Annotated in this window: 16 protein-coding genes and 1 pseudogene; 10 read left to right on the top strand and 7 right to left on the bottom strand. The window is 35.3% G+C overall.

Going from position 1 to position 22,467, the window contains the following annotated elements:
- Positions 1-155: 155 nt before the first annotated feature.
- Positions 156-1,937, bottom strand: coding sequence for a glucan ABC transporter ATP-binding protein/ permease (locus tag ACFIMC_RS02790; protein WP_375671851.1), 1,782 nt, complete (start codon positions 1,935-1,937; stop codon positions 156-158).
- Positions 1,938-2,143: 206 nt separating this feature from the next.
- Between ACFIMC_RS02790 and ACFIMC_RS02785 the strand changes: the two genes are divergently transcribed.
- The 6 genes from ACFIMC_RS02785 (at position 2,144) to ACFIMC_RS02760 (ending at position 10,178) form a co-directional block, all read left to right on the top strand.
- Positions 2,144-3,127 (top strand): RluA family pseudouridine synthase, encoded by a 984-nt coding sequence (locus ACFIMC_RS02785; protein ID WP_375632409.1) that lies wholly within the window; start codon positions 2,144-2,146, stop codon positions 3,125-3,127.
- 795 nt (positions 3,128-3,922) lie between these two features.
- Complete coding sequence (locus tag ACFIMC_RS02780) at positions 3,923-4,942, top strand: ATP-binding cassette domain-containing protein (RefSeq protein ID WP_375613133.1); 1,020 nt, start codon at positions 3,923-3,925, stop codon at positions 4,940-4,942.
- Complete coding sequence (locus tag ACFIMC_RS02775) at positions 4,917-5,741, top strand: ABC-2 family transporter protein (protein WP_375613132.1); 825 nt, start codon at positions 4,917-4,919, stop codon at positions 5,739-5,741. Before ACFIMC_RS02780 ends, ACFIMC_RS02775 begins: the two co-directional genes overlap by 26 nt.
- On the top strand, positions 5,725-6,513 hold the full coding sequence (locus ACFIMC_RS02770) for an ABC-2 family transporter protein (protein WP_375613131.1): 789 nt from the start codon (positions 5,725-5,727) through the stop codon (positions 6,511-6,513). Before ACFIMC_RS02775 ends, ACFIMC_RS02770 begins: the two co-directional genes overlap by 17 nt.
- A 2,395-nt stretch (positions 6,514-8,908) precedes the next feature.
- Complete coding sequence (locus ACFIMC_RS02765) at positions 8,909-9,268, top strand: hypothetical protein (protein WP_375613153.1); 360 nt, start codon at positions 8,909-8,911, stop codon at positions 9,266-9,268.
- 544 nt (positions 9,269-9,812) lie between these two features.
- Positions 9,813-10,178 carry a response regulator gene (locus ACFIMC_RS02760; protein ID WP_273724078.1) on the top strand — a complete coding sequence of 122 codons (366 nt, stop codon included), beginning with the start codon at positions 9,813-9,815 and terminating at the stop codon, positions 10,176-10,178.
- A 311-nt stretch (positions 10,179-10,489) separates the two neighbouring features.
- Here the strand turns inward: ACFIMC_RS02760 and rpsI are convergent, their stop codons facing one another.
- Positions 10,490-10,975, bottom strand: a complete 486-nt coding sequence (rpsI, locus tag ACFIMC_RS02755) for a 30S ribosomal protein S9 (RefSeq protein ID WP_015856545.1) — start codon at positions 10,973-10,975, stop codon at positions 10,490-10,492.
- 2 nt (positions 10,976-10,977) lie between these two features.
- Positions 10,978-11,442, bottom strand: a complete 465-nt coding sequence (gene rplM, locus ACFIMC_RS02750; protein WP_015856544.1) for a 50S ribosomal protein L13 — start codon at positions 11,440-11,442, stop codon at positions 10,978-10,980.
- A gap of 296 nt (positions 11,443-11,738) precedes the next feature.
- Between rplM and recJ the strand changes: the two genes are divergently transcribed.
- Entirely contained in the window at positions 11,739-13,523 is a 1,785-nt protein-coding gene (gene recJ / locus ACFIMC_RS02745) for a single-stranded-DNA-specific exonuclease RecJ (protein WP_375636971.1), read from the top strand.
- A gap of 17 nt (positions 13,524-13,540) precedes the next feature.
- Here recJ and parE read toward each other — a convergent pair whose 3' ends face one another.
- The 4 genes from parE to ACFIMC_RS02725 form a co-directional block, all read right to left on the bottom strand.
- Positions 13,541-15,607, bottom strand: coding sequence for a DNA topoisomerase IV subunit B (gene parE, locus ACFIMC_RS02740; protein WP_375621422.1), 2,067 nt, complete (start codon positions 15,605-15,607; stop codon positions 13,541-13,543).
- Between the two features lie 81 nt (positions 15,608-15,688).
- On the bottom strand, positions 15,689-16,426 hold the full coding sequence (gene lipB / locus ACFIMC_RS02735; RefSeq protein ID WP_375613128.1) for a lipoyl(octanoyl) transferase LipB: 738 nt from the start codon (positions 16,424-16,426) through the stop codon (positions 15,689-15,691).
- Positions 16,427-16,573: 147 nt separating this feature from the next.
- Positions 16,574-17,425: a TPM domain-containing protein gene (locus ACFIMC_RS02730; RefSeq protein WP_375671853.1), complete on the bottom strand. Its 852-nt coding sequence runs from the start codon at positions 17,423-17,425 to the stop codon at positions 16,574-16,576.
- Positions 17,425-18,051 carry a LemA family protein gene (locus tag ACFIMC_RS02725; protein WP_375613126.1) on the bottom strand — a complete coding sequence of 209 codons (627 nt, stop codon included), beginning with the start codon at positions 18,049-18,051 and terminating at the stop codon, positions 17,425-17,427. The genes ACFIMC_RS02730 and ACFIMC_RS02725 overlap by 1 nt, the downstream gene beginning before the upstream one ends.
- Positions 18,052-18,298: 247 nt before the next feature.
- Between ACFIMC_RS02725 and ACFIMC_RS02720 the strand changes: the two genes are divergently transcribed.
- From ACFIMC_RS02720 to hutH, 3 genes and pseudogenes are all read left to right on the top strand, one after another.
- A complete protein-coding gene (locus ACFIMC_RS02720; RefSeq protein WP_375668433.1) occupies positions 18,299-18,454 on the top strand; it encodes a hypothetical protein in 156 nt (51 codons plus the stop codon).
- Between the two features lie 19 nt (positions 18,455-18,473).
- Positions 18,474-19,249 (top strand): annotated as a pseudogene (locus ACFIMC_RS02715) (class I SAM-dependent methyltransferase).
- A 1,312-nt stretch (positions 19,250-20,561) separates the two neighbouring features.
- Positions 20,562-22,100, top strand: a complete 1,539-nt coding sequence (gene hutH, locus ACFIMC_RS02710; RefSeq protein WP_375629031.1) for a histidine ammonia-lyase — start codon at positions 20,562-20,564, stop codon at positions 22,098-22,100.
- Positions 22,101-22,467 lie beyond the last annotated feature (367 nt).

Here is a 22,467-nt window from a genome sequence, read left to right as displayed (position 1 = left end):
TAGCAGAGAAAATACTAAACTGTTTTAATATTTTTCTTAAATACCTAAAATGGATTGTGGCATTTTTAGAAATCTTTTTACTTGTATCATATATAAGCACTCTATATTGTATTGAAGAGGCATTTTTTGCATAAGATCTATGAAGAGTATCGTTTTTATGATGCTATGGCTTCATGTAAGGGGATAACATTTTCTCCTTCTCTTTCTGGTGGTTTGATTGTTAAACCACTTGCCTTTAAAAAATTAGAGAAACGTCCCCCTTTATCGATCAATTCTTGAAAGTTTCCTTTTTCCATTAAGTGACCATGATCCAGAAAGAGTATCACATCAGCATTGCGTACTGTTGAGAGGCGATGTGCTATAATAAAAGTAGTGCGGTTATGGCTTATGCAATCGAGAGCATCTTTGACACGTGCCTCTGTTTCAACATCAAGAGCGCTTGTTGCTTCATCTAGAATGAGAATAGGGGCATTTTTTAAAACAGCGCGTGCAATTGCTAGTCGCTGTTTTTCTCCACCTGATAATTGAGATCCTCGTTCGCCCACCATTGTGTTATAACAATCAGCTTTTTTTAGAATAAAATCGTGAGCTTCTGCTATTTTTGCTGCTTCATAAAGTTCTTCATTCGTTGCGCTCGCTTTTCCTATTGAAATATTGTCATGAATAGTACGGTTGAAAAGACCCGAGTCTTGAAATACTGTTGCTAGAGATTTGCGTAAAGATTCGCGATTGATTGAGCATATATTTATTCCATCAATGGAGATATGCCCAAGGGTAGGGTCGTATACGCGCTGCAACAGATTGATCAATGTTGTTTTTCCAGCCCCTGTTGGTCCTACAATCGCAACAGTTTGTCCTGCTTTAACCTCAAAGGAAATATCAAAAACACCTTGAGAAGAATTTGGGAATTGATAGGTCACGTGATGAAATTGTATGGCGCCTTTAACATTTTGGAGGGAAGGAAGATTTTGTGGTTCGTTGATATGAAAGGTTGAGTCTTCCATTTCAAAAAATTCTTGCAGTTTTGCTTGTGAGGATATTGCACAATTAATAAAATTGCTCATTTGGTCTAGGCGGCTAATCATGAGTTGTGCAAATCCAACAAAAGCAACGACTTCACCTACTCGTAATTGATCTTTTGCAACAAAAAAAGCTCCAAGGAGAAGAACACAAACGATTGAAATTGTTGAAGCCATTCGATTTAAGCCACTGGCGAGCGCCCACCAATTGAGAACAGGATTTTGTGCTTTAAGAAGAGCATTTGTATGTTGATGCAGTATGGAAGTTTCTTCTTTTATTCGGTTATAACTTTGTACAATGGAAACATTAGAGATTGAATCACTGACATGTTTAAAAAGGTTATGATGATAGCATTCTACAGCGGCTTGTCCGTCTTTTGTTTTTCGCATCACTAAACGTGCAATTAATACATAAATGATGGCAAGCACAACCAAGACTATTGAAAGACGCCAATTCATATTAAACGCTATGGGGATGAGAACCAATAAGGCGACAAGCGTTGAGAGATGTTGGCGCATAAAATCAAGCCATATGGTTGACATGGAATCTATTGCGCGCAAAAGTGTATGGAGTGCGTTGGAAGTTCCACGTTGTTGATGCCAAATTAAAGGCATGGCAATGATACGTTCGAAAGATTCCGTTAAAACCGTTAAGCGGCGTCTATGGGCTAAGCGGTCAGCACCGCGAGCAACAAGGACATAAGCAATAATATGTGAAAGTCCAAAACAAACCCAAATGGCAAGAGTAGGGATGATAGCTGTTTTGTCTGTAATAGAATCAATAACCCGTCCAAATAAAATAGGTTCTGCAATAGTGATAATAGCTAATATAACATTAGCGGTACAGATTAAAAGGGATGCATTTTTTTCTCTATTTAGGTAAGTGAGAACACGTGCATAGGTTTTGAATAAGGACACGGTTAATTATCTCCATTCGCTATTAAGCGTAAAGGCTGTTGATTTTTACAACGCTTAGTTTTTAGCTAATAAAATTTGGACGTTAAGAAAAGGAAATTTTGGATACTAACTGTAATATGGTGTGATAAAACCAACTAAAATATGAATTTTTGTGTTTATAAAGGCGCAAAAATAGATCAATAAAATTATCAGGTAAGGGAATTTTCATGGCAGGCATAGAAATAAAAAAAGTTGAGGCAGATGAAAATGGAATGCGCTTAGATCGCTGGTTTAAAGTGCATTATCCAGGACTTGGTTTTGGAGCTTTGCAAAAATTGTTGCGTTCTGGTCAGATACGGGTTGATAGTGGACGTGTTAAAGCCGATACGCGTCTTTGTATAGGGCAAGCTGTTCGTATTCCACCTCTCCCTATTAATGACAAGGAGAGTCTTTCAATAACGGATAAAACACTTCGTGGGCAGGATGATGGGACCGTTTTGAAAAAAATGCTGCTTTATGAAGATCCAAAGGTATTTGTTTTTAATAAACCAGCTGGGTTGGCTGTACAAGGAGGCTCTGGTTTAACACGTCATATGGATAGTATGCTTGAGGTATGGCGCAATAAAAAAGGTGAAAAGCCGCGTTTGGTTCATCGTCTTGATCGTGAGACGTCGGGTGTGCTTATTGTTGCGCGATCAAGGGGAGCTGCTCAGTCCTTAACTGCTGCTTTTAGAGCGCGAGAAACAAAAAAGACTTATTGGGCGTTGGTTCGGGGCGTGCCTAAAAAAAAGCAGGACAAAATTTCAACGTGGATGGTTAAGGAAATGACTGCACAAGGTGACAAAATGCGTGTTTGTGAACATGGGGAGCCAGATTCACATCATGCGGTTTCTTACTATCGCGTTTTAGATACGCGAGGGCGGGCTCTTTCGTGGCTTGAAATGGAACCCTATACAGGGAGAACACATCAGCTTCGTGTGCATGCAGCCCATATGGATCATCCTATCATTGGCGATACAAAGTATTTTTTTTCTGATAGTAATTGGACATTACCAGGAGGAATTCAAAATCGTCTTCATCTTCATGCACGTCGTATTCGTATTCCGCATCCTTCAGGAGGAATATTGGACATTGTTGCACCTTTACCACCTCATATGGTCCAAAGTTTTAATCTTTTATCTTTTAATGAGAGTGATGCTGAAACCGACTAAACAAACTTCATTTGTTCTTTTTGATTGATACAAATTTTATCTATAAATTTGATAAGATGAATAGGGCATCATTTGAAGAAAGTTTTTGATAAGTCAATAGCTATGAGAAAATTGTGTTTTTGAGTGATGAAATTTTCGAATATCATGGCTTTCTTTCTACAGCTCTTTATCCATATTGATTGTATTGTTATTTGGGATATGATGTATCGTTTAATAATCTGAGTTTATGAAGCTGCTCCTTTGAATTATCTACAGAGGTCATATATTGGGGAGGCGTGTCTGTTGAGGGAGATGAGTTAGATAAAATCTGAAAGATATTTACTAAAATAGTGAAAGCAATTTTAGTTTTTTCATGGGGAATAATGGAGGCATTTTATAGTAATGCTGAGGGAAAGTAGCCTCTCAAAAAATTCCTGTTGTCAAGGATTTTTGTTTTGTTATCAATGTGGTTTGATATGCTTATAGTATAGATTTATGCTTTGTATCTTTGCTTACACAATGAAGCCTTCTTACCAAAGCTCTCCTTTCAATGACCAATTATTTTTCTACTTACTTAGTTTATCCAAAAGATTATCTTTCATAAAAGAAGAAATAAGTTTTTAGTATCTTAATGCTTCATTGAAGTGAACTCATCACATTGAAAAAATATCTAGACAAAAAATTGGAGATAAAACGTCAGGCGCGTTTTATTGCTCTAAGGAGGGCTTGAACACTTTTGTTTTTTCTAGTGAACAAAAACAGATATTTATTATGGAAACATTCAAAGGGGGGATAAGTTGAAATGAGGAGTGACTGATGGGATCATTATTGATTGACGTTAATAACGTCTCAAAAATATATCGCAACATTGACAGAGGAATTGGTTTTAAAAACAAGGTCTTTTCTCTCTTCAAGCCGGTTTATACAAATCATCATGTGTTAAAAGATATGAGTTTCACCCTCTTTTCAGGGCAATCGTTAGCAATTCTTGGCCCTAACGGAGCGGGTAAATCGACACTGATTAAAATACTTTCTGGTATACAATACGCTGATGAGGGATGTGTTAAAGTCCTTGGTGTTGATCCTTATAAAGCGAAGAAAAATCTGTTCAAGTCTTTGGGTGTGGTCTTTGGTCATAAGAATTGTTTATGGTGGGATTTGCCCTTACGCTACAGTCTGGATATGGTTCAACCATTATATGGTCTTGAACGCGCCTCTTTTACCCGTGATCTTAAAGAGATCGCTGAGTTACTGGGTCTTGAGCATATTATGGATAAGCCAGTGCGGATGCTTAGTCTGGGTGAGAGAGTGAAAAGTGAATTGGCATTTAATCTCTCCTTTAGACCTAAACTGTTGTTTCTCGATGAGCCAAGTATTGGTCTTGATCTTACATCTAAGCATGAAATCAGGGAGCTTCTTAAAAAACTGAAAAGGGAGCGTGGCACTGGGTATATCATCACAAGTCATGATATGGGAGATATTGATGGATACGTTGATGATATTATTCTCTTGCATAAAGGAAAGAAACAGTTTCATGGTAATCTTCACGCGCTTAAAAATGTCATTCCTTCTTTGGTGAGAATAACGTTTTTTTGTGAACACATGGCTGTACCTTCAGCTGTTGTAGAAAAAATTGATGAGATTGCGTTGAAATTATCTACTTCTTTAAAAGATAAGCACTTTAACGCTGAAGAATGCTCGCTGGAGGTTTCGCTGCCCCGTGAGGATTTTGCGCGTTTTGTACGCGAAATTACAACCAAATTGAACTGTACGTTCTCTGTATCCACTCCCTCGCTTGAAGAGATGCTCCGTGTTAAATTTAAAGAATTTATCTAACCACTGCTTTGGTATGTTTCTTTTTGCCAAGAATGGATTACTCACTGTTCTAAGTGATAGAGCAATGTTTTTTACCGATATTATCATTGGGACACTTTCGCCATTTGTTATTCAACTTCTATTATGGAATGCACTTTTCTCTGATACGGGCAACACCATAAATGGCTTTAGCTTTTATGATATGATGTATTATTATGCTTTTGCTTTAGTCCTAGGTCGCTTAAATAATGGTTATAATGTGATTAAGTTTTTCTCTCATCATGTTAAAGAAGGCCAATTAGAAGTATATCTTACAAAGCCCTTTAGTTATATGACACAAATGCTTTTTACTTTTTTAGGGGAGAGTGTATTATATAGCATCCCATTATTGGCTCTTTTTATTGTTAAGCTTGTTTTATTCTATGAAAATATTCTGGGATTGGTCATCGCTTTTCTGTTCTTTTTTCTGGTTGTTATTCTATCACAATTGCTTTGTTTTTTAATCTCTTTTGGAATTGCTTTATTAAGCTTTTGGGTGATTGAGTACAATATATTACTCTCTTTTAGTATTCTTAGTTCAGCGCTTCTTGGGGGTGTTCTTTTACCACCATCTTTTTGGCCGGTGTGGCTTATTCCGCTTATGCAATTTAATCCTTATCGTTTCATGATATCCGCTCCTGCCGAGTTTTTCGCGACGCAAAATTTAGCGTTGTTTCAGCAGTTTATTTTCGGAAGTTTTACTTATATTTTGTGTTTTTTATTCTTAATTTATATCGCTTGGAATAAAGGGATGAAAGCATATAATGGAGCAGGTGGTTGAGATGAAAATCATCCTTCATTTTATCAGTCTGAATATCCGCCGACAGATTGTTTATGGTAAGAATTTGGCTGGGGAGTTTATTCTTTCTCTATGCTATTATTTTATTCAATTCATATTTATTGATAGAGTATCTTCTTTTTCAGGAAAGATCGGTAACTATAGCAGAGATGAAATCCATTTTATCTTTGTTGTCTTTGTTTTACTTGGAATATTTTTGAATATTTTTATTAATTCTATTGAAACGTTTTTTGAAAAAGTAGCGGATGGTAAAATTGAACCATACTTGATAAAGCCCGTTTCAATTTGGTTGTTGATGTTGTTTGGTTGGTGTAAACCTCTTAATTTGATCAAGCTCTTTGTCCTTTATGTTAGTGCCTATTTATTTGTATCATTACCGAATATTTCTGATCTTAAGCTAAGATGGATCTCTTTTGTTGTTGCAATATTTTGTGTTTTTATTGTCAATATTTGTTTTTTTCTGATGTTCAATTTTATAACATTTATTATTAGCCGTAAGATGCCTGTCGAATATTTTCATGAAATGATTTATGAGCTTTCATTTGTGCCAATAGGAATTTATCCTTTAAGCATCGTAAAATGGCTTTTGTTTATGCTTCCCATGGCTTTTTCTGCTTCCTTGCCTGTGTCATTGTTGCTTGGTAAAGGCGAATGGAATATTGGATATCTTCTGTTGAGCGCTTTTCTTTCCATGGTCATGACTTTCATAAGTTATAAGAAAACAATGCGTAAATTTAATGGATTAGGGGGATGAGATGAAAGTCAGCATGATTATAAAAATAAAAAAAATTGAGTGAATAATTCTATTGTACCATAAATTATCGTTATTTATTCTGGCGATATAAGGCATGTAGAATTTTCACATGAGGATTTTTTTTATTGTTAGATAAGATTGAACAATAATATAGGCCGCATTCCCACGGTTACTGGCAAGGAGCGTGAAATAGAAATCAGAGGTTTAAACTGTTCGATTTTAGATGGCAGCTTGATGACAAAAGCCAATGGTAAGATGGCATACAATTTAATATCATTCATAATACGAGCCAGATGTGTTCTTTTTCGGTTATAGTGCTAAAAAATTGTCAAAAGTGGATAATTTTTATATGTGTAGAATGTGGTTATTCGTGCGGATTTTGTTGGTGCATTCAATATATTATTACGTGGATGAGTTTTTGCTTAAACAATAAGAAAATTGACAGAATAAAGCTTTTAAGTTGCCCGATAGAAAGCTAAGAGCTTCGCCAAACAACATGATAGCAATTATCAAGACAACAATCACATAGAGATTTTTCAGCATGCTGAGCAGTCAAAATTCAGTTAATAATTGCTTGGAAATAAAAGGATTCACCAATCCAAGCAGGCAAAAACGATGGCAACGCAACTGAGTTCAATAACATAATTAAATATATTTCTTTGTTTTACTTGTTAACTAATGGAATTATACCTAATTTTATTGTGAATTTCTTATTTTATGTTATGATTTTATTTGATATAAAGATAATTATTATGTACTATTTTAGTGTTATTATAAATATTATTATTTAATTAAATATATACAATATAAACATAATATATTTATATTATTTTAAAAAGTAATTAAATAAGATATTATTTTTTAAAAAATTATTTTCTATTTTTTTAATATTAATAAGCTCATTTTTCAATTTTTCTTAACAATGATAAGAGAAAAATGGAGTTTTACATCCTCTTTACAATAAATAAAAATGATACTTTAATCTGGTTTTGCTCTCTAAGCTTAGAGCTATACAAATGTTATTGCTTATCATTAATAAAACTAATGTGATTGATGGCGTAGAGATTACAAAGGGCTAATTTTTTTTGCATGTAATTCATATCTTTTACAAGACTTTAAAAATAACACAGAAAAAATGAGAGAGGAAGGAATAGTGAACAAGAGTGATAAGCTTTTTCATTTTCTAGTGTTATGATTACTTTTGTATTTTACGGTTCATTCATTGTATGTATGATCAATTCCAAAATTTTTATTTTAAGCTTATAGTGAATCTATATTTTAGTCTGTTATTGAAGTGTTGTCGTGATTGAGATTACAATATCACAGTAGTGAACACTCTGATTTAATAGAGAAGATTGTTTGCTAGCAAATAATCTATCCATATCAACGTTATTTAAATTTTTTTCCAAAATATATATATCGATGTTAATTTTCGTGATTGATATCTTTTCTAAGATGAAAAGGGGCATGAGCTGATTTAAATATCCATAAATTTTTCGTATTAACTCAAAAAATATACGATCACATCATTTTACGGCTATTCTAGATTATCATTTTGATAAACTGAATAAGTATAGCGATGCGTCTTACAAATATTTGCTAAAATGCTTTTATTGGACATTATTAAATTTTTATGATTCATATTTTTAATCATTTTATCTTGGTTAGAAAGAAGGTGTATTCATTTTTATTTCTCTATTTTATCTTAGAGTCGTGGAATTATATTAATGTTAGAAAGTTATAATTGTGGAAGACAATGAACTTTATTAAAATTATTCCACGTTCTTGTAGAAACGCATGGCTGTGAAATCGTTGAAATGTGTAATAGCTTATGGCATTAGATTTGGCGCATTCACCAAAGTTATCCCTTATCTTACCTAATTTAGCTTTTTCAATCAAAGAGTTAAGCTGGTGCTTACGCTAATTGTAGCTGGGGCAAATATTTTTTCTCAATCTATCCTAAGGAAAAATTATTTTATAAAAATATTTATTTTACTATATTATACAAAAAATAAAAATATTATGTGTAACTAAAAAACAACATATTGATATTTTTATATATTATAAAATCATAATAATATTTATGATAATAAAGCTAAATTTATAATAAAAACAATAAAATAATTTTATTTTAATATATTTTTATCATTAAACTACATAATGTAAAGTACAAATAAAATAATTGACAATTATTAAATAAACATGTAACGGATATATTGTAAGTGTAATATAATATAAAATTAACAATTAAAATAAAATTATTAATTAAATTTTGTATTATATTTTTATTATCAGAAGATAAATATACTTTATCGATAGATAACGGAATGTTTTCTATTTAGAGGGGGCGGTAAAGAAAATTTATTTTACTAAATATTGTAATTAGGTGGTTATGATGAAAATATTCAAGCATTGTATAGTATGTTTTGTTGCAGTAGCGATTTTCTTTTCACAGATTTTAAGAGCCAATGCTGATTCTTTAAATGGCAGATTTCAAAATGCTGGTTTTATTTCTGTAATGACACAGGAAAATAGAGTTATTAAAGCTGTTGATATGATTATTAGCCAGTTTGGAGGACAAGGGGCTGAGAAAAATGTCCAAAAAGTTGCGGGTTTAATGGGGTTGGAGACAGCGATTTTTGGTCTCATCGCATATCTTGTATATTTCTTTACTAGAAAGCCACCGAGTCCTAACAGAGAGACAGGTGGAAGAACATTCGATGCTTTTGCTCATAGTTCATGGGCTTTGAATTAAAAGATATTATCCTTGATAAACTTTGAATTATGCTGTTATTGAATGTTTTATATTAAATAAACCGTGATATTTAATCACGGTTTATTTATTTTTTTAATCTTAATGACCTTGATAAGTTTATCCTTTTATATCATTAAGATATTGTTTTGTGGATGCCAGTATATGGTGCATTAAATTCAGCTAATCAGTTGCTTTTTAAATTTACTTAAATTTTTTTCTCTTCAAAATGCGCATTTGAGCTAAGTTTGTGGTTGATATTTTTTTTATGATGAAAACGCGAATGCATTAATTGAGATATCCATAAACTTTGTATATCAACTCAAAAAATACAAGGTCACACAATCTTACGACTATTTGTGGGTTTTATGTTGATGAACTGAATAAGTATAGCGATGCGTCTTACAAATATTTGCAAAAATGCTTTTATTGGAATCTTTTAATCTCTTTGTGGTTTACAATTCATTTTATCATTTTATCTTAAGCAAAGAGAATGTGGATTCATTTCTATTTCTCTATTTTATCTGAGAAGGGTGGAGTTATACGAATGTCAAAAAAAGTCATGATCGTGGAAGATAATGAGCTTAATATGAAGTTATTTCGCGATCTTGTAGAAGCGAGTGGTTATGAAACCGTTGAAACACGTAATGGTCTTATGGCATTAGATTTGGCGCGTTCATCAATGCCATCTCTTATCCTTGTGGATATCCAGTTGCCAGAGGTCTCTGGAATAGATGTTATTAAACAATTAAAAGAAGATGAAGAACTTCGATCAATCCCCGTTGTTGCTGTAACAGCTTTTGCTATGAAAGGCGATGAGGAGCGAATTCGTGCCAGTGGATGTGAAGAATATATGTCAAAGCCTATTTCTGTCCCTCATTTTATTACAATGGTAAAGCATTTCTTGGACTAAAGCTTGTTAAGTGATGATAGAAAAAATATTGAAAAGCTTATAAGATTGCTAAAGTTGTCGCGTAAATATTTTTGTGCTTTAGCACGTCGATATATTACAAGTTAGTAAAACAGATTTAAAAAATTGAAACTGAAGTTTTGAATTTTTTCGGTCTATTTTTCTTGCCTTTTATCTTAAGAGAAGAGGTTGTTTTGCATTCTTGTTTTTTCTAATCGGTATAGATTTGTTCCTACATTCATCTAAAAGTCTGTTTTAGCAGTTTAAAAAAGCCCCGTTTTTGTCCGAGGCTTTATGCATTGCAAAAATTGAAATTAACGCTTTGAGAATTGGAAAGAACGACGTGCTTTTGCTTTACCGTATTTTTTACGTTCAACAACACGACTATCACGGGTAAGAAACCCACCTTTTTTCAAGATTGAGCGAAGTTCTGGTTCGTAATAGGTTAAAGCTTTGGAAATGCCATGGCGCACTGCACCGGCTTGTCCAGAAAGACCACCGCCTGCAACGGTTGCAATAATATCAAACTGGGTATCCCTATTTGTTGCAACAATTGGTTGACGAAGAATCATTCTAAGAACAGGACGAGCAAAATATTTGTCAAATTCCTTATTGTTGATCGTGATTTTTCCAGAACCTGGTTTAATCCATACACGCGCAACAGCGTCTTTACGCTTTCCTGTTGCGTAAGCACGTCCTTGTGAATCAAGCTTCTGCACGTGAACAGGAACAACATTTTCATGTGTTTCTGTAATACTTGTTACTATGCTAAGCTCAGAAAGAGAATTAATTTCAGCCATAATCAAGCAATCCTTTTGTTTTTGCGGTTTAAAGCACCAACGTCAAGAGATTCAGGCTGTTGTGCTTCATGTGGATGTTGGCTTCCAGCGTAAACACGTAGATTCTTCAATTGACGGCGACCAAGGGGCCCTCGAGGAATCATGCGCTCTACTGCTTTTTCAATAACGCGTTCGGGAAAACGCCCCTCAAGAAGTTGACGTGCTGTACGTTGTTTGATTCCACCAATATAGCCGGTATGCCAATAATATTTTTTATCCGTATATTTTTTGCCAGTGAGAGCTATTTTATCTGCATTAATGACAATAACGTTGTCACCATCATCAACATGTGGAGTAAATGTAGCTTTATGTTTGCCACGTAAGCGGTTAGCAACAAATGTGGCAAGACGACCCAAAACAAGGTTTTCTGCGTCAATAATAACCCATTTTTTCACCACTTCAGTTGGCTTTTGTGAAAAAGTTGCCATAGAAGTATCCTTTATTAGAACCCTTTTAATATAAGGGAATTTTTACTGTTTTGCGTTGAAAATTGTTACCATAGCGAAATATTTAACGCATACTACTTGCTCTGATATAATGTCTTTTGATTGACGTCAAGAGAAAATAAAAACTTTATAAAACAACATGTTACAAGAAAGGTATTATAATACCCCATTAAAAGAAGTTTGTAGACCATTTAAACTTAAAATGAATGTTGCAAAAGACTATTTTATCTTTAACGCATGATTGTCTTTTATCGTTCTTCATTATAAAATAAGAAATAATGCAGTGGTCTCGTTATTTTCTCAATGTTGAATCTTCTGCTTGTGGTCAAGCTTGGTTAGATGCCCTTGATGTTCAAGGGATAAATAACGCGCGCGCTATTTCTCAAAAATTTGGCTTTCCAGATCAGTTAGCTCGAGTACTTTCAGCAAGAGATGTGGATGAAGCTGAGGCTGTTGCTTTTATTAATCCAACATTACGTACGCTTATGCCTGATCCAGAAAGTTTTAGGGATATGCAATGCGCTGCAGAGCGCATTGTTAAGGCTCTTCTCAATCAAGAACAGGTTGCTGTGTTTGGTGATTATGATGTTGATGGTGCTTGTTCATCGGCACTCATAGCACGTTTTTTTCGTTATTTTGGTATTGAAGTCAAAATTTATATTCCTGATCGTATTGTTGAAGGCTATGGTCCGAATGAACAAGCAATGAGGATGCTTGTGCAAGAAGGCGCTCGGTTAATTATCACTGTTGATTGTGGCGCAAACAGTCCTGATGCCGTAAAAGCAGCGAGGCTTGCTGGTGCTGATGTTGTGATTTTAGATCATCATCAAATGTCAGAGATTCATCAAGAAGCTGTTGCTCTTGTCAATCCTAATCGTCCTGATGATTTTTCTAAACAGGGGCATTTATGTGCAGCTGGCGTTGTTTTTGTTACGTTAGCTTGGGTTCAGCATTTGCTGCGGAAAAAACAATTCCAAGGACCGCTGCCTGATCTTTTAAGTATGCTTGATCTTGTTGCATTGGCAACCATATGTGATGTCGTTCCATTACAGGGGGTTAACCGTGCTTTTGTGTTAAAAGGGCTTCAAGTTGCTCGTTCTATGCATAATCTAGGAATAACAGCTTTAACAAAGGTTGCACGAATAGGGGAGCCGCTTAATAGTTTTCATTTAGGTTTTTTATTAGGTCCTAGAATTAATGCAGGAGGGCGCATTGGTGATCAAGCTTTGGGAGCACGTTTGCTTAGCTGTGAGAATAAAGATGAAGCGGACAGAATAGCAGAACAATTAGATCGGCTTAATCAAGAACGCCAAGAAATGGAGAATATTCAATTAGCACAAGCGGAATCCTATATTGCTTCTCTTTATCAAGGTCAAGAAACACCATTGTCACTTGTCATTTCTCATAAAGAATGGCATCCGGGGATTATTGGTATTCTTGCTTCCCGCCTCAAAGAGCGTTTTTTTTGTCCTGTTTTTGCTATTGCTTTGAAAGAAGATGGAAATGGCGTAGGGTCGGGACGCTCAATTAATGGTATAGATTTAGGAGCAATCGTTCGTGAAGCTGTTACACTCAATTTATTAGAAAAAGGAGGGGGGCATAGTATGGCAGCAGGAATTACAATTCAATCAACAAAAATTGAAATTTTTCGAAAATGGCTAGAAGAAAAAGTTTCTTTAATGGTTTCACAGTTGCGTGCAAAAAAATCTCTTAGTATAGATGGTTCTCTTTCTGCTTCTGGTGTTAATGAAGCGCTGTTTGAATTGCTTGAAAAAGCAGGGCCATTTGGGGCAGGGAATGCAACACCTGTTTTTGTTCTTCCCTCTCATCGACTGGTGAATCTATCTGAAGTTGGTAAAGGACATCTTCGCCTCATTGTATCTAATGTTGAAGGAAAAAAACTACAAGGAATAGCTTTTCGTGCTGTAGGGACATCGCTAGGTGATTTTCTTTTTGAAAATATTGGTGAAATGATTCATTTAGCTGGTCATCTTAGTTTGAATTATTGGAATGGAACGATCAATCCGCAACTGCGCGTGATTGACGCAGCTGCAGTGGTTTGAAAGGGATATTTTTTATATTAGATGTCTAGATTAGAAGCAAAAGTAGAGTTTTCTTGTATGAAACGAAATCGTGCTTCTGGTTTTGTTCCCATGAGACTTTCTACAGTCTTTTTCGTTTCTTGCATTTCCACGGCATCAATAGAAACACGAAGCAATGTACGTTTTTGAGGATGCATAGTCGTTTCTTTAAGTTGTTCTGCGCGCATTTCACCCAGCCCTTTAAAACGCCCGATTTCGATTTTAGCTTTTCCAGTAAATTCAGTTTTGAGCAATTCATCCTTATGAATGTCGTCACGAGCATAAGCAACTTTTCCTCCTTGCGATATTCTATAAAGGGGAGGGACGGCAAGATATAAATGTCCCTGATGAATAAGGTCAGGCATTTCTTGAAAGAAGAAGGTAATGAGCAGTGACGCAATATGAGCACCATCAACATCAGCATCTGTCATGATGATAATACGTTCATATCTGAGATCTTTTTCACGATACTTGGAGCGTGTTCCACATCCAAGAGCAAGGATCAGATCGCTAATTGTTTGGCTTGAGTTCATTTTTTCATGTGCAGCACTGGCGACATTTAAGATTTTACCACGAAGAGGTAAAATTGCTTGGTTTGCTCTATTTCTTGCTTGTTTAGCAGATCCTCCTGCAGAATCCCCTTCAACAATGAATAGTTCAGCACCCACAGCATGGTTCTGGCTACAATCTGCAAGTTTACCGGGCAGACGTAATTTACGGACAGCAGTTTTTCGACTTATTTCTCTATCTTGGCGTCGTCTAACACGTTCTTCAGCACGTTCGATAACCCAATCGAGAAGTTTTGTTGCTTCTTGTGGGGAATTTGCTAACCAATGATCAAAAGGATCGCGAATTGCATTCTCAACGATACGCTGTGCTTCAATGGTTGCTAATCGATCTTTTGTTTGTCCAACAAATTCAGGGTTACTGATAAAGACTGAAAGTATTGCGGCTGTTGAAATCATAATATCGTCAGACGTAATAATCGTTGCGCGCTTGTTTCCTATTAACTCAGCGTAGGATTTCAATCCACGCAAAAGAGCTTGACGTAATCCTATTTCATGTGTTCCGCCTTCTCCTGTAGGAATCGTATTGCAGTAAGATTGCACACAAGAATCACCACCATGCCAAGCGATAGCCCACTCAACGGAGCCATGGCCATTATTGTGTTGTGTTTTGCCAGAAAAAATTTCTGACGTTACTCGATATTCATCTTTTAGTGACGAAAGTAAATAGTCTTTAAGCCCATCGGGAAAATGAAAAACAGCTTTTTCAGGAATATTTTTTGCGCCTTCAAGTATGACGGGATCACAAGACCAGCGAATTTTTACGCCACCAAAAAGATAGGCTTTGGAGCATGTCATCTTATAGATTTTTTCTGGATCAAAAGCTGCTTTTTCACCAAAAATTTCATGATCAGGATGAAAACGAACGCGTGTACCACGACGATTATAAACATCTCCCAGATCTTCCAATCCAGATTGAGGAATACCGCGTGAGAAACGTTGGCGGTAAAGTTTTCGTTCTCGTGCAACTTCAACTTCCATATCATCAGAAAGAGCATTGACGACAGAAATTCCTACTCCATGAAGTCCACCTGCAGTTTGATAAGCCTTTCCATCAAATTTTCCCCCTGAGTGGAGTTGTGTCATAATAACTTCAAGAGTCGATTTCTCAGGCATTTGAGGATGATTTTCAACAGGAATACCGCGTCCATTATCTGTAACGGTTATATAACCGTTCCTATCTAATGAGACCTCAATAGAATCTGCATAACCCGCAACAGCTTCATCCATCGCGTTATCAATAATTTCGGCAAATAAATGATGAAGCGCTTTACTGTCTGTTCCACCAATATACATTCCAGGGCGTAAACGTACCGGCTCTAAACCCTCAAGAACTCGAATAGAGAGGGCATTATAGTCATCTTCTTGCGTATCTTTTGCACTTTTTCTTGAAATCATCGCGTTTGATTTCATTGGAGACTGCAGAGTGTTTTCTTTTGTATTTACCCGAGATTGGGCTTTATTTAAAACACTAAAAAGATCCTTTTTGTTATCGCTCATAGCGTTTAACTATCCACCTCATAAAATCAAATATTTATTAAAATAATTTTATGCCTGTTTTTTATTTAAAAATCAATGCACTTAGGAAACATCGATTGTTGGACCAAAAATTTTTTCAAAAGCGTGTTTGAGAGCAATATCAATATCATGCATTGCTACAGGGCAACCTAGATCAAGAAAGCTTGTTACACCGTGGTTTGTAATTCCACAAGGAACAATTCCTGAATAATGGGCTAAATTAGGATTAACATTGATAGAAACTCCATGAAAACTTATCCATTTGCGCACTCGAATGCCAATAGCTGCAATTTTATCTTCGGAAGAAAGATCATTTTGTTTTGATGGGCAATGAGACTGTTTAACCCAGACACCAACGCGATCTTCTCTGCGTTCGCCTTTAATATTAAAGTTGGCAAGCATCTGTATGATCCATTCTTCTAATGCACTAATGAAAGCACGAATGTCTTGTTTCCGGCGTTTAAGATCAAGCATGATATAAGCAATACGCTGTCCTGGACCGTGATATGTAAATTCACCTCCACGTCCTGCTTCATAAACAGGGAATAAATTAGGCGCCAAAAGATCTTTTTTATTTGCACTCGTTCCCGCTGTATAAAGGGAAGGGTGTTCGAGAAGCCAAACTTGTTCATGCGCAGTTTTTGCAAGAATTTTTTCTACACGTTCTTGCATATAACGCAGAGCTTCAGGATACTCAACTAGATGATCGCTTATTTTCCATTCGACGGGTGGATTTTCTAGAATTGCATTAAAATGATGTGATAAGTGATTACGATCTGTATGTTTCAATTCACATGTCATGGGTAATATTTATCTTGATGTTTGAGTTTGTATTGTAATCAATAAAAGTGATTACAGAGTAAGGTATAGAATTGTTGAATAAAAGAGAATACGTTCATAAAATTTTATCTTAAGAAGATTTGCTACGCTTAAAAATCCACGTTCCTTTTACCATCTTCCTGTTGCACCACCACCACCTGATGATCCACCACCACCCCTAAATCCCCCTCCACCTCGAGGACCACCGAACCTTCCACCAGGATATCTGCCACCGGCACTTAAGTTAAGAAACCAAGGTGTGAAGATGATCCCCAGCCAGAGATACTTTTGTGGACCCACTTTTTTACCAAAAATCATTGCAAGAATGGGCAAACCAACGACTATAAAGAGAATGAGAAACATAATTGCATTGATTACCATTTCTTCTTTTTCAGCTTGTTTACGTTGTTCTTCAACGATTTTAGCTTTTTCTTTGATGCGAAAAGTAAAATCAGAATCACTTTCTGTAATAACTTTGATAATTGCATCAACTGCTTCAGCAATTCCTTTTTGATAATTTCCTTCGCGAAAATTAGGAATCATGAAGCTATTAATAATGACAGAGGAAAGAGCATCTGTTAGCTCTCCTTCCAAACCATATCCAACTTCGATACGTGCTGTGCGTTCATTCGGTGCAATGACCAGTAATACACCATTATTGATCTTCTTTTGGCCTAATCCCCATGTACGAAAAAGAGAATTGCTGTACGTTTCTATATCGTGGCCCGAAAGAGTAGGGAGTGTTACAAGAACAATTTGATCTCCCGTTTTCTCTTCGAGTGCTGCCAGTTTTTTTGTCAAGTCTTCCTTGGTTGCATTATCGAGCAAATGAGCCACATCATTAACATAACCTGTTAAATGAGGAAATTTTATTTGCGAACAAGCGATACTTCCCAATGCAGCAACTAAATACAGAGAGCAGATAAAAGCCCATAATTGTGGAAATACAATACGTTGCAAAGAGTATCGAAATGATTTCATTAATTAAAATTAACCTTTGGTGTTTGTTGGCTATCAGTATCGATGGTAAAAGTTGGCATAGGTTTAGCATCGCGAAACCATAATTTTGCCCAAATCATCGTCGGCATTGTTTTGAGTGCAGTATTGTAGGCACGTACTGTTTCAATATAATCGCGGCGCGCAACGGAAATACGGTTTTCTGTTCCTTCTAATTGTGATTGAAGAGCAAGAAAGTTTTGGTTTGCTTTAAGATCCGGATAGTTTTCAACAACAGCCATAAGTCGCGAAAGTGCACTTGATAAATTTGCTTGATTTTTGAGATATTGCTGCATAACTTCTGGATTATTCAACATATCTGCATTAATGTTGACTTGTGTTGCTTTAGCACGTGCTTCAATTACATTTGTGAAAACACTTTGTTCATGAGCTGCGTAAGCTTTAACTGTTTCTACAAGATTGGGGATGAGATCTGTACGACGTTGATATTGATTGAGCACTTCACTCCATGCTGCATGTGCTTTTTCTTCATTTGTTGGTATCGTATTAAATCCGCACCCACTTAAAAATGGCACTAACCATGCCAAAAGAATCACGATTGGAAATTTTTTTAATATTTTAAACATTGAAGAAGTTTGTACATTTAACATAAAGATGTCTCCACAGATATTTTATGTATTATATAGGGTTTATTTTCTTGGTGGAAAGTATTTTGAACTTTATAAACAGGCGTATTTATCAATAAATTGATATCTCTCTGCGTTTTAGGTACGCTTAAGTGACTTGCTGATATTAAAATAATACTAGTAATATAGATGTCATCTTATAAAAGATCAATAATATTTATATCAATTATTATTACAGAAAATTATATTATTTTCGTAGGAGTTTTGAGTTTTGCAACGTGCAGATAACAATTGGAAAAGAGAAAAATGTAAGTATCAATCTTATGGAAAGATAGAAGGTCAGGGCAGTTCTTATTTTCCTCCTTTAGAAGTTATGTTTAATACATTGGATAAAAAAGGCTTTTTAATTATGTATGGTAGTAATTGAGAAGGAGGGTGAAAGTCCTATGATAGAAAGTGTTCAGCGGCAAAGTGAAAAGTTTGATGGATTGGCTAATGATTATGATCGTTATCGTCCTCGCTATCCCCTTACTTTATTTAAAACCATGCTCCATCCTTTTAAGAACAAAAAGCATTTGTCCATTGTGGATGTGGGTGCTGGGACAGGCATCGCATTAGAGGGAATTGTTAAATTTTTAGGAAATGAGCACCAATATCATGCTATCGATGTATCGGCAGATATGATTAAGCAGGGGCGAAAAAAATTTCCTACGGTGCAGTGGTATCAGGGCCGTGCCGAAGACCTATTGCCTCAAATTGGCGAGGTTGATCTTGTCATTGCAGCGCAAGCGTTTCAGTGGATGGATCGTCCCAAGTTGCTTTGTTCTGTTTTAGATCAACTTCGAGTCAATGGTGTCATGGCGGTTATTCAAAATAATCGTGATTTCAAGCATAGCGAATTTCTAGAGGCTTATGAGACATTGTTAGAGAAAATGAGTCCGAACTATTCTCGGTATTATCGTAATTTTGATTTTTACAGGAAATGAGTGGTAGCTTTGGGGTAGATCCAGAAAAGATTTTTTTTCATACGCACAATTGGACGATGATGATCCCATCTGAAGCTTTTATTGGAATGAGCCGCTCTTCAACGCAAGTGCAACGCGCTATTGCTTGCTATGGGGAAGAATATTTGCGGCAATTAGTCGCATTGATAAAGAAATATGAAGTGCAAGGCAATTTGGAGCTTTTGTATCGAAGTGAGCTCTATATGTATGCAGGATAATCCGATATCGATGATTGCTTTTGCTTTTTTAGCACATCAGAGTAGGCGGTATTCAGAAAATTAACGCCTTATTAAGGCAGATTTTGAGGGGGATGTTTTTTCTTCAGCACTCAAATTGACATCTTATTATATCTGATTTTCATTGTTCACTTGATATGAGAGAGTTTAAATAGAAAATTTATGCACTGCATTATAGCATCGAAGCGCTTTCTTTACTGCAGTTTAACAACAGATTATTTTATAAAATGGAAAGAGGTAAATTGAATAGAAATGTTTGATAATTCTTTGTTTTTATGATTGCTTTTTATTATTAAATGAGAGTGTTTTTAATAAATTTTGACAAAAACAACTGAAAAAGTACAAAAAATTATCATAATCAGAAATTTGTAGTAAAAAAGGTAATGGCTTGGAAGCACCTTTAAAAAACAACTCATTTTGAAATTATCTCTAAATTCAGATTCAGTATAACAAAAAAGTAAAATATAAATATGTTATATGGAGCATTTCTATTTTTTAAAGATATAATATAAAAACAATATGTTAATTAAATTTTTTGATATAAGAAAACTTCTTTTATTTTTATTTTAAATAACGGATTAGGGCGAGTCTTGTGTGGTTTTATTGAAGATGTGCTTTTCAGGTTTCAATCTGGCGCTTTAAATACAATTTTAGAAGTAGCAAAAAAGCTCAATTTCTTCTCTGTTGTGATGTGTTGAATAAGTTTTTTAATTTTCTATAGAGTTTAATTTTTGCAATCATGATAGATTGTGACAGCTATCTATTTAAGATTTTTATAAGTTTAGTAGGAATAGCTTGATGATAAATCCATTGAGTTCTCCATCTTTACGCTTCATAAAAGAATAAGCCTGCACCATCACACACTTTGTCATTTCCCAATGTTGCGACAGTCCTTGACATGGTTTATAAGAGGAGTAGTCCTTTTTTGTACAGTTTATCCATACGCCAATTTCGCTTATGACGTGCAAGCGAATGGTTTTGATTGATTCAACATACACAGATTTGGAATGAGAGAGTCTTAAGATATTCCGCTCTCTCATTTAATATGAATCATGCTAGATTATGATTATAAATTAAAGCTTTATCTATTTTTGAAATCCATGACTTGGTTGTGTTTGTCAATATTTCATTTTCATTTATCGTCAACTATTCTACTTTTGGATAATAACTCCATTGTAAGGAATACCTTTAAGAAAGCATTCTCGCTTTAAAGAGTCGTTATAGTTTTTTTTGTTTTATAGAAGGATCAATAATGCTAAACGTTATACTTTGATAAAAAAAAAGAAAGTAGATTATGACTATTATACTGAAACCGAGCGAGGTGACGCTTAGTGAGCTTGCAGCTATTTATTTTAATGGTGAAGTGAGTAAACTTCATAATGACACGCATTTAGCTATCGAGAAAGGGGCTCAGCGCATTGCTGAAATTGCTGCTGGAAGTGAGCCTGTGTACGGTATTAATACTGGTTTTGGGAAGTTGGCTTCCATTAAAATTGATGCGGACGATGTCGCTGTTTTACAGAGAAACCTTATTTTGTCCCATTGTTGTGGGGTAGGAGAGCCTTTAGCTGAAAATATTGTGCGTTTGATAATGAGCTTAAAGCTTATCTCTTTAGGAAGAGGGGCTTCAGGAGTTCGTCTAGAATTGGTAAATTTGCTGGAAAATATGCTTGCAAAGGGCGTCATTCCTGTCATCCCTGAAAAAGGGTCTGTTGGTGCTTCAGGTGATCTAGCTCCACTTGCTCACATGGCGGCTGTTATGATGGGAGAAGGAGAAGCATTTTTTCAAAATATTCGTATGAGTGGGGCGGTTGCATTAGAGAAAGCGGGATTGTCCCCTATTATTTTAGAGGCAAAGGAAGGTCTAGCTCTTATTAATGGAACTCAAACATCAACAGCCCTTGCACTTGCTGGTCTTTTTCGAGGTTATCGGGCATTGTGTGGTGGATTGTTGGCAGGGGCTTTGACGACAGATGCTATCATGGGATCAACGGCGCCATTTCATCCTGATATCCATATTTTACGAGGACATTATGGGCAGATTGCTGTATCGAAAACATTAGAAAAGCTTGTAGAGGATTCAGAAATTCGTGCAGCACATTTACGGGGGGATGAGCGTGTACAAGATCCTTATTGTATACGTTGCCAGCCACAGGTCATGGGGGCATGTTTTGATATTTTGCTGGCAGCAGCAAAAACACTGATTATTGAAGCAAATGCTGTTACAGATAATCCATTGATTTTAAGGAATGGTGAAGTTGTATCAGGTGGGAATTTTCATGCTGAACCTGTAGCGTTTGCTGCTGATCAGATTGCTCTTGCTTTATGTGAAATAGGATCTATTTCTCAACGGCGTATTGCTCTTATGGTTGATCCAGCAGTTTCTTATGGACTTCCAGCTTTTTTAGCGCATAATGCGGGTCTTAATTCAGGTTTTATGATTGCTGAAGTAACAGCGGCAGCTTTAATGTCTGAAAATAAGCAAATGGCCCATCCTGCTTCCGTTGATTCAACCCCAACTTCTGCCAATCAAGAAGATCATGTTTCAATGGCTTGCCATGGAGCGCGTCGGTTATTGGTAATGAGCGAAAATCTTTTTACACTTATTGGCATTGAAACGCTTGTTGCAGCACAAGGAATTGAATATCGTGCACCTTTAAAAACAAGTACTTTTTTGCAATCTGTTATGGAATGTCTACGAAAAAATGTTGCTTCTCTTAAGGAAGATCGCTATCTGGCTCCAGATCTTCATCAAGCACATATACTTGTGCGTGAAGGGCACTTATTATCTGTTTTACCAGAAACAATTTTTCCTTCATTAAGTTTTCAATAGTATTTGTTTGAAGGTCAATGCTGAAGGGCGGATATTGAATTTTAAAACTTCCTCATATGAAAATATAGAGGAGCGATACAATATTTGAATTATTTAATAAATCATATATTTATTACTGTATATATCTGATTTTTGTAGTTAACTAGATATTATGTTATTTTATAGAAACTATAAACTTAAAGCACCTATATTTTCTGATTTATATCAGAAATTTTAATATAAGTTAAATAATATCCACGAATTATATATTCGTGATATTATATTTCTATAAATATAAATTATAATATATGTATTGTATCAAGTAAAAATAAGAGTTTTATTTTATATTATTCTTATTTGTTAATACTTTATGAATTTTATAGTTTAT

The sequence above is a fragment of the Bartonella sp. AP21QHHD genome (assembly GCF_042196205.1).
Classification (GTDB): Bacteria; Pseudomonadota; Alphaproteobacteria; order Rhizobiales; family Rhizobiaceae; genus Bartonella.
Note: the sequence above shows the minus strand (reverse complement) of the source record. Positions and strands in the feature narration are given on the sequence as shown.

Bases quoted from the DNA above. Each gene is read 5' to 3' on its own strand.
- ACFIMC_RS02730 (WP_375671853.1), bottom strand. From the start codon at position 17,425: ATGAAATCATTTCGATACTCTTTGCAACGTATTGTATTTCCACAATTA.
- ACFIMC_RS02780 (WP_375613133.1), top strand. From the start codon at position 3,923: ATGGGATCATTATTGATTGACGTTAATAACGTCTCAAAAATATATCGC.
- hutH (WP_375629031.1), top strand. From the start codon at position 20,562: ATGACTATTATACTGAAACCGAGCGAGGTGACGCTTAGTGAGCTTGCA.
- ACFIMC_RS02765 (WP_375613153.1), top strand. From the start codon at position 8,909: ATGAAAATATTCAAGCATTGTATAGTATGTTTTGTTGCAGTAGCGATT.
- ACFIMC_RS02725 (WP_375613126.1), bottom strand. From the start codon at position 18,051: ATGTTAAATGTACAAACTTCTTCAATGTTTAAAATATTAAAAAAATTT.
- ACFIMC_RS02770 (WP_375613131.1), top strand. From the start codon at position 5,725: ATGGAGCAGGTGGTTGAGATGAAAATCATCCTTCATTTTATCAGTCTG.
- ACFIMC_RS02760 (WP_273724078.1), top strand. From the start codon at position 9,813: ATGTCAAAAAAAGTCATGATCGTGGAAGATAATGAGCTTAATATGAAG.
- rplM (WP_015856544.1), bottom strand. From the start codon at position 11,442: ATGGCAACTTTTTCACAAAAGCCAACTGAAGTGGTGAAAAAATGGGTT.
- recJ (WP_375636971.1), top strand. From the start codon at position 11,739: ATGCAGTGGTCTCGTTATTTTCTCAATGTTGAATCTTCTGCTTGTGGT.
- rpsI (WP_015856545.1), bottom strand. From the start codon at position 10,975: ATGGCTGAAATTAATTCTCTTTCTGAGCTTAGCATAGTAACAAGTATT.
- lipB (WP_375613128.1), bottom strand. From the start codon at position 16,426: ATGACATGTGAATTGAAACATACAGATCGTAATCACTTATCACATCAT.
- ACFIMC_RS02785 (WP_375632409.1), top strand. From the start codon at position 2,144: ATGGCAGGCATAGAAATAAAAAAAGTTGAGGCAGATGAAAATGGAATG.
- parE (WP_375621422.1), bottom strand. From the start codon at position 15,607: ATGAGCGATAACAAAAAGGATCTTTTTAGTGTTTTAAATAAAGCCCAA.